We start from the raw sequence: 5,000 nt of genomic DNA, 5'->3' as shown, positions 1-5,000 counted from the left end.
CAAACCTAACCAAACTCCGAATACCTGGGAGTAATAGTCGGCAGACACACGGCGGGTGCTAACGTCCGTCGTGAAAAGGGAAACAACCCTGACCTACAGCTAAGGTCCCCAAGTTATGGCTAAGTGGGAAAGGATGTGAGGATCCCAAAACAACCAGGATGTTGGCTTAGAAGCAGCCATCATTTAAAGAAAGCGTAACAGCTCACTGGTCTAAATAAGGGTCTTTGCGCCGAAAATGTAACGGGGCTAAAGCCATACACCGAAGCTTAGGGTTTGCAGCAATGCAAGCGGTAGCGGAGCGTTCTGTAAGCTGATGAAGCCATACCCGTGAGGGATGGTGGAGGTATCAGAAGTGCGAATGCTGACATGAGTAACGTAAGGGGAGTGAGAGACTCCCCCGCCGAAAGTCCAAGGGTTCCTGCTTAAAGCTAATCTGAGCAGGGTTAGCCGGCCCCTAAGTCGAGGCAGAAATGCGTAGACGATGGGAACCACGTTAATATTCGTGGGCCTGGAGGAAGTGACGGATCATTGAGGTAGTCCAATCTTATCGGATTGAAAGGGCTGCTGCGTGGTTCCAGGAAATAGCTCCTCCTTATAGACCGTACCCGAAACCGACACTGGTGGACTGGTAGAGTATACCAAGGCGCTTGAGAGAACTATGCTGAAGGAACTCGGCAAATTGCACGCGTAACTTCGGAAGAAGCGTGACCCTTTCATGCGCAAGCATGGGAGGGTGGCACAGACCAGGGGGTAGCGACTGTTTATCAAAAACACAGGGCTCTGCGAAGTCGCAAGACGACGTATAGGGTCTGACGCCTGCCCGGTGCTGGAAGGTTAAGAGGAGGGGTGCAAGCTCTGAATCGAAGCCCCAGTAAACGGCGGCCGTAACTATAACGGTCCTAAGGTAGCGAAATTCCTTGTCGGGTAAGTTCCGACCTGCACGAATGGCGTAACGACTTCCCCGCTGTCTCCAGCATAGACTCAGTGAAATTGAATTCCCCGTGAAGATGCGGGGTTCCTGCGGTTAGACGGAAAGACCCCGTGCACCTTTACTATAGCTTTACATTGGCATTCGTAGTGGCATGTGTAGGATAGGTGGTAGGCTTTGAAACCTGGGCGCCAGCTCAGGTGGAGCCACCCTTGAAATACCACCCTTATCACTATGGATGTCTAACCGCGGCCCGTTATCCGGGTCCGGGACAATGTATGGTGGGTAGTTTGACTGGGGCGGTCGCCTCCTAAAGAGTAACGGAGGCGCGCGATGGTGGGCTCAGAACGGTCGGAAATCGTTCGCTGAGTGCAATGGCATAAGCCTGCCTGACTGCGAGACTGACAAGTCGAGCAGAGACGAAAGTCGGTCATAGTGATCCGGTGGTCCCGCGTGGAAGGGCCATCGCTCAACGGATAAAAGGTACGCCGGGGATAACAGGCTGATGACCCCCAAGAGTCCATATCGACGGGGTTGTTTGGCACCTCGATGTCGACTCATCGCATCCTGGGGCTGGAGCAGGTCCCAAGGGTATGGCTGTTCGCCATTTAAAGCGGTACGTGAGTTGGGTTCAGAACGTCGTGAGACAGTTCGGTCCCTATCTGCCGTGGGTGTAGGAATATTGAAAGGATCTGTCCCTAGTACGAGAGGACCGGGATGGACGGATCTCTGGTGGACCTGTTGTGGCGCCAGCCGCATAGCAGGGTAGCTATATCCGGACGGGATAACCGCTGAAGGCATCTAAGCGGGAAACCCACCTTAAAACGAGTATTCCCTGAGAACCGTGGAAGACGACCACGTTGATAGGCCGGGTGTGGAAGAGCGGCAACGCTTGAAGCTTACCGGTACTAATAGTTCGATCGGCTTGATCGTTCTCATTCCTAATGCCCATTTCTGGCGACAATCCTTGGATTGCGCCGAGATGGATGGCACAGAAAACAGCTTCTCGAGCAACGTGCGTTTTGCCGACCTGGTGGTTATGGCGGAGCGGCTGCACCCGATCCCATTCCGAACTCGGCCGTGAAACGCTCCAGCGCTGATGGTACTTCGTCTCAAGACGCGGGAGAGTAGGTCGCTGCCAGGTCTGCCAAGCGCACGTTGTTTAATCTTCTCCTTACGAACAGGCCCGCCAACGGGACTCCGGGCCGCGCAAGCGGCCCTTTCATTTGGCGGAAGCTTGAATTCAGTGAGCCAAGGCTTACTTCTAGGGTTGACGCGGGGTGGAGCAGCGCCCCGTCCGCCCACAAGGCGAAGGCCTTGAGGACGGACAAAACAAAAAAGCCCGGGCTGCCCGGCCGGCGTTCGCCGTGAAGTTGACGCGGGGTGGAGCAGCCCGGTAGCTCGTCAGGCTCATAACCTGAAGGTCACAGGTTCAAATCCTGTCCCCGCAACCAAAGTACGAAAACGGCCCGCCTTGTGCGGGCCGTTTTCGTATGCACTGAAGTGCCGCGACAGGACACTTAGCATTCCGCAGCCAATCTTTCGCGTATGTGTTCCGATCCACCTCTCATACGTCGGGCGAATGGCCGATCGGGATTTACGACGCGCCAAAAGGGCGCGCTGCCGTCTTGACTGATATGCACCAAGTGCCGCCGCACAGTCACTGGGCAGCAGGCGTCTGCTCCGTATTTTGCCGCGAGCTTACGTCGTAACTCTGCAAGGTCCGACAAGTGGCCAGGTCGCGCAGCCCGGAGCTCGTCTGCGACCATGTTCTCCGTTGGGATCAGCATGCTCTGCGTAAGGTTTTTGCCTTTGAGTCGCGTTCTGACCACCGGCAATTCGCTCATAATTCACCTCCAGGAACTCCCCTACTGAAGACGAATAAGAATGCCGCAATCCGACAAAATCTCGGATTGATTTGATTGCCGTGGCTCGAGGCCACAGCCGTGAACCCACAAAGACGCCTCCGGCCGGCACCAATTCCTTGCAATGCACACATCAAAACCCCCGCTTGCCTTATGGCGCCGGTTACGAAACGGAACTTTACGTCTTCGCCGACATGGCTCGAACTGCAGCTCTAGCCGGCATCCCGGTTGGTCAAAGCGATGTGGCAGCAGCCGGAACCGTGGCCCGGCGTCCAGGTGACGTTGTCGAAGCGCACTCCGGTGGCCTCGAACAGGCCGCGGTCGAAGGCGCCGGCGATGCGGCAGAGCGTGGCGAGCTTCTTGTCGCCAACGCCGGCTTCGACCCAAGCGTCCTTCAGCGGACAGCGCTTGACCTTGAAGGCGATGCGGCCTTGGCCGCGTTCGACGTCGGTCGGATACATGCGGCCGCCATCCGGGCTGACGGCGAGGAACGCCTCGCCGATTGCCGGTGCGTCGTTCGGGCCGAAATCGGCGAAGGCCGACGCCGCAACCTCCTTGCCGCGCCGTTCGATGGTGCGGATCATGATAGCCTCAGCCTTTTCCGCGCCAACTTCCGCGGTTAGCTCGTCGAGCAACAGACGATAGAGATCGGCGCGGTTACGGAAGGCGGAATCGAGTTCGCGCGACAGTTTTTCGGCTCGGGCTTCGACGTCGGTCATGATGCGTCCTGTTCGATCCTTGACAGTCTTGGCGCTGCCGCCACCAGCGCCTTGCCGATCGCGGATTGCGGCGCGTCGATGACGGTACGGGCATCGCCGCTCTCGGCAATGCGCCCGGCGTCCAAAATGGCGACGCGGTGGGCGATGGCACGGACGACACCGAGATCGTGCGAAATGAACAGATAGGCGATGCGCTCCTCGCGTTGAAGGTCGAGCAGCAGCCGCAGGATCTGCCCGCGCACCGAAACGTCGAGCGCCGACACGGCCTCGTCGAGCACGACCAGCGACGGTTTTGTGGCGATGGCGCGGGCGATTGCGACGCGTTGGCGTTGGCCGCCGGAAATTTCGTGAATGGCGCGGCCGGCGAGACCGGGACTGAGGCCGACGCGTTCCAGCAGAGCGGCGATACGGCGCGGGCGCTCGGCACGAGAGGCAATGTGGTGGATGCGCAAGGGGTCGTCGAGCACGCGGGCCACCGTGGCGCGCGGGTTCAAGGCGGCGAGCGGATCCTGAAACACCATCTGCAGACGAGCGCGCCGGTGGCGCAAGGCAGCGCCGTTCATTGACAGGAAGTCGCTGCCTTCAAATTCGATATGGCCGGCGTCGGGTTCGATGAGCCGCAGCATCAGCCGGGCTATCGTCGACTTGCCGCTGCCTGAAGGTCCGGCCAGCGCCAGCGTCTCGCCAGCTTCGATGTGGAAGGAAACGTTATCTGCCGCGGCAATGATCTTGCCGCCGCGAGGGTATCGTTTGGTCAGGCCGGAAACGGCGAGCAGAGGACTGGTCATGTTCGCTGCAACAGCGGCTCGGCGTCGAGGCCGAGATGAGCGTCAAGCAGCGCCCGAGTGTAAGTGTGCCGCGGCGCACTGACGACCTGCGCCGTCGCACCGAGTTCGATCAATTCGCCATTCCGGAACACGGCGATGCGCCCCGCCAGCTCAGCGGCCAGCGCGATGTCGTGGCTGACGAACAACAGCGTCATGCCGTCCTCGGCCACCAATTGCCGAATTAGCGCGACGATCTCGGCCTGCACGATGGTGTCCAGCGCGCTGGTCGCCTCATCGGCGATCAGCAGTTTCGGGCCGGACGCGATTGCCGCGGCGATGGCGACGCGCTGCTTCTGGCCGCCGGAAAGCTGGTGTGGAAAGGCATGCATAGCCGCATTGGGGTCGGGCAGACGGACCCGTTCAAGCAAGTTTTGGGCCTTCGCGTAGGCTTGCGGCCAATTGAGGCCGAGGTGGGTGTAGGCGACCTCGGCGATCTGCTTGCCAATTGGCATCACCGGGTCAAGGCTCGCCGATGGATCCTGGAAGATGAAGCCGATGTCACGGCCGCCGATTGAAGCATGGTCGCGAAGACTTGCAGGCTGACGTCCCGTCGCACCCCCCTCTGTCCCGGCCGGGAATGGGGGGGCGGGCCCGGGGGGGTGGTATTAAAAAACTGGGCGGGCCCGCCCCACTATGGGGTTGTTGAGGGGGGGGGGGCGGT

2 protein-coding genes, 1 tRNA gene, 2 rRNA genes and 1 pseudogene (1 of these 6 running past the window's edge) are annotated in these 5,000 nt (G+C 59.5%); 3 read left to right on the top strand and 3 right to left on the bottom strand.

Translation table 11 applies throughout. The features are described 5' to 3' along the window. From NKH71_RS32025 to NKH71_RS32015, 3 genes are all read left to right on the top strand, one after another. Positions 1-1,861, top strand: a 23S ribosomal RNA gene (locus tag NKH71_RS32025) (it extends 946 nt beyond the left edge of the window). Positions 1,862-1,957: 96 nt separating this feature from the next. Continuing rightward, positions 1,958-2,072: ribosomal RNA gene (gene rrf / locus NKH71_RS32020) — 5S ribosomal RNA — on the top strand. 233 nt (positions 2,073-2,305) lie between these two features. Next, a tRNA-Met gene (locus NKH71_RS32015) sits at positions 2,306-2,382 on the top strand. Between the two features lie 623 nt (positions 2,383-3,005). Here the strand turns inward: NKH71_RS32015 and NKH71_RS32010 are convergent. The 3 genes and pseudogenes from NKH71_RS32010 to NKH71_RS32000 form a co-directional block, all read right to left on the bottom strand. Further along, the gene (locus NKH71_RS32010; RefSeq protein ID WP_023722304.1) at positions 3,006-3,512 is read right to left on the bottom strand and encodes an L-2-amino-thiazoline-4-carboxylic acid hydrolase; all 507 of its coding nucleotides are present in this window, start codon (positions 3,510-3,512) and stop codon (positions 3,006-3,008) included. Next, positions 3,509-4,300 (bottom strand): ATP-binding cassette domain-containing protein, encoded by a 792-nt coding sequence (locus tag NKH71_RS32005; RefSeq protein ID WP_352483559.1) that lies wholly within the window; start codon positions 4,298-4,300, stop codon positions 3,509-3,511. Before NKH71_RS32005 ends, NKH71_RS32010 begins: the two co-directional genes overlap by 4 nt. Then, positions 4,297-4,857 (bottom strand): annotated as a pseudogene (locus NKH71_RS32000) (ATP-binding cassette domain-containing protein); the annotation flags it as partial. The pseudogene NKH71_RS32000 and the gene NKH71_RS32005, both read right to left, overlap by 4 nt. Between the last annotated feature and the right edge of the window lie 143 nt (positions 4,858-5,000).

Origin of the sequence: Mesorhizobium sp. M0983 (assembly GCF_040318975.1) — a bacterium.
Lineage (GTDB): Bacteria > Pseudomonadota > Alphaproteobacteria > Rhizobiales > Rhizobiaceae > Mesorhizobium.
This window is presented reverse-complemented; position numbering and strand designations above follow the sequence as displayed.

Excerpts from the sequence above, each read along its gene's own strand:
- NKH71_RS32010 (WP_023722304.1), bottom strand. The coding sequence starts at position 3,512 with ATGACCGACGTCGAAGCCCGAGCCGAAAAACTGTCGCGCGAACTCGAT.
- NKH71_RS32005 (WP_352483559.1), bottom strand. The coding sequence starts at position 4,300 with ATGACCAGTCCTCTGCTCGCCGTTTCCGGCCTGACCAAACGATACCCT.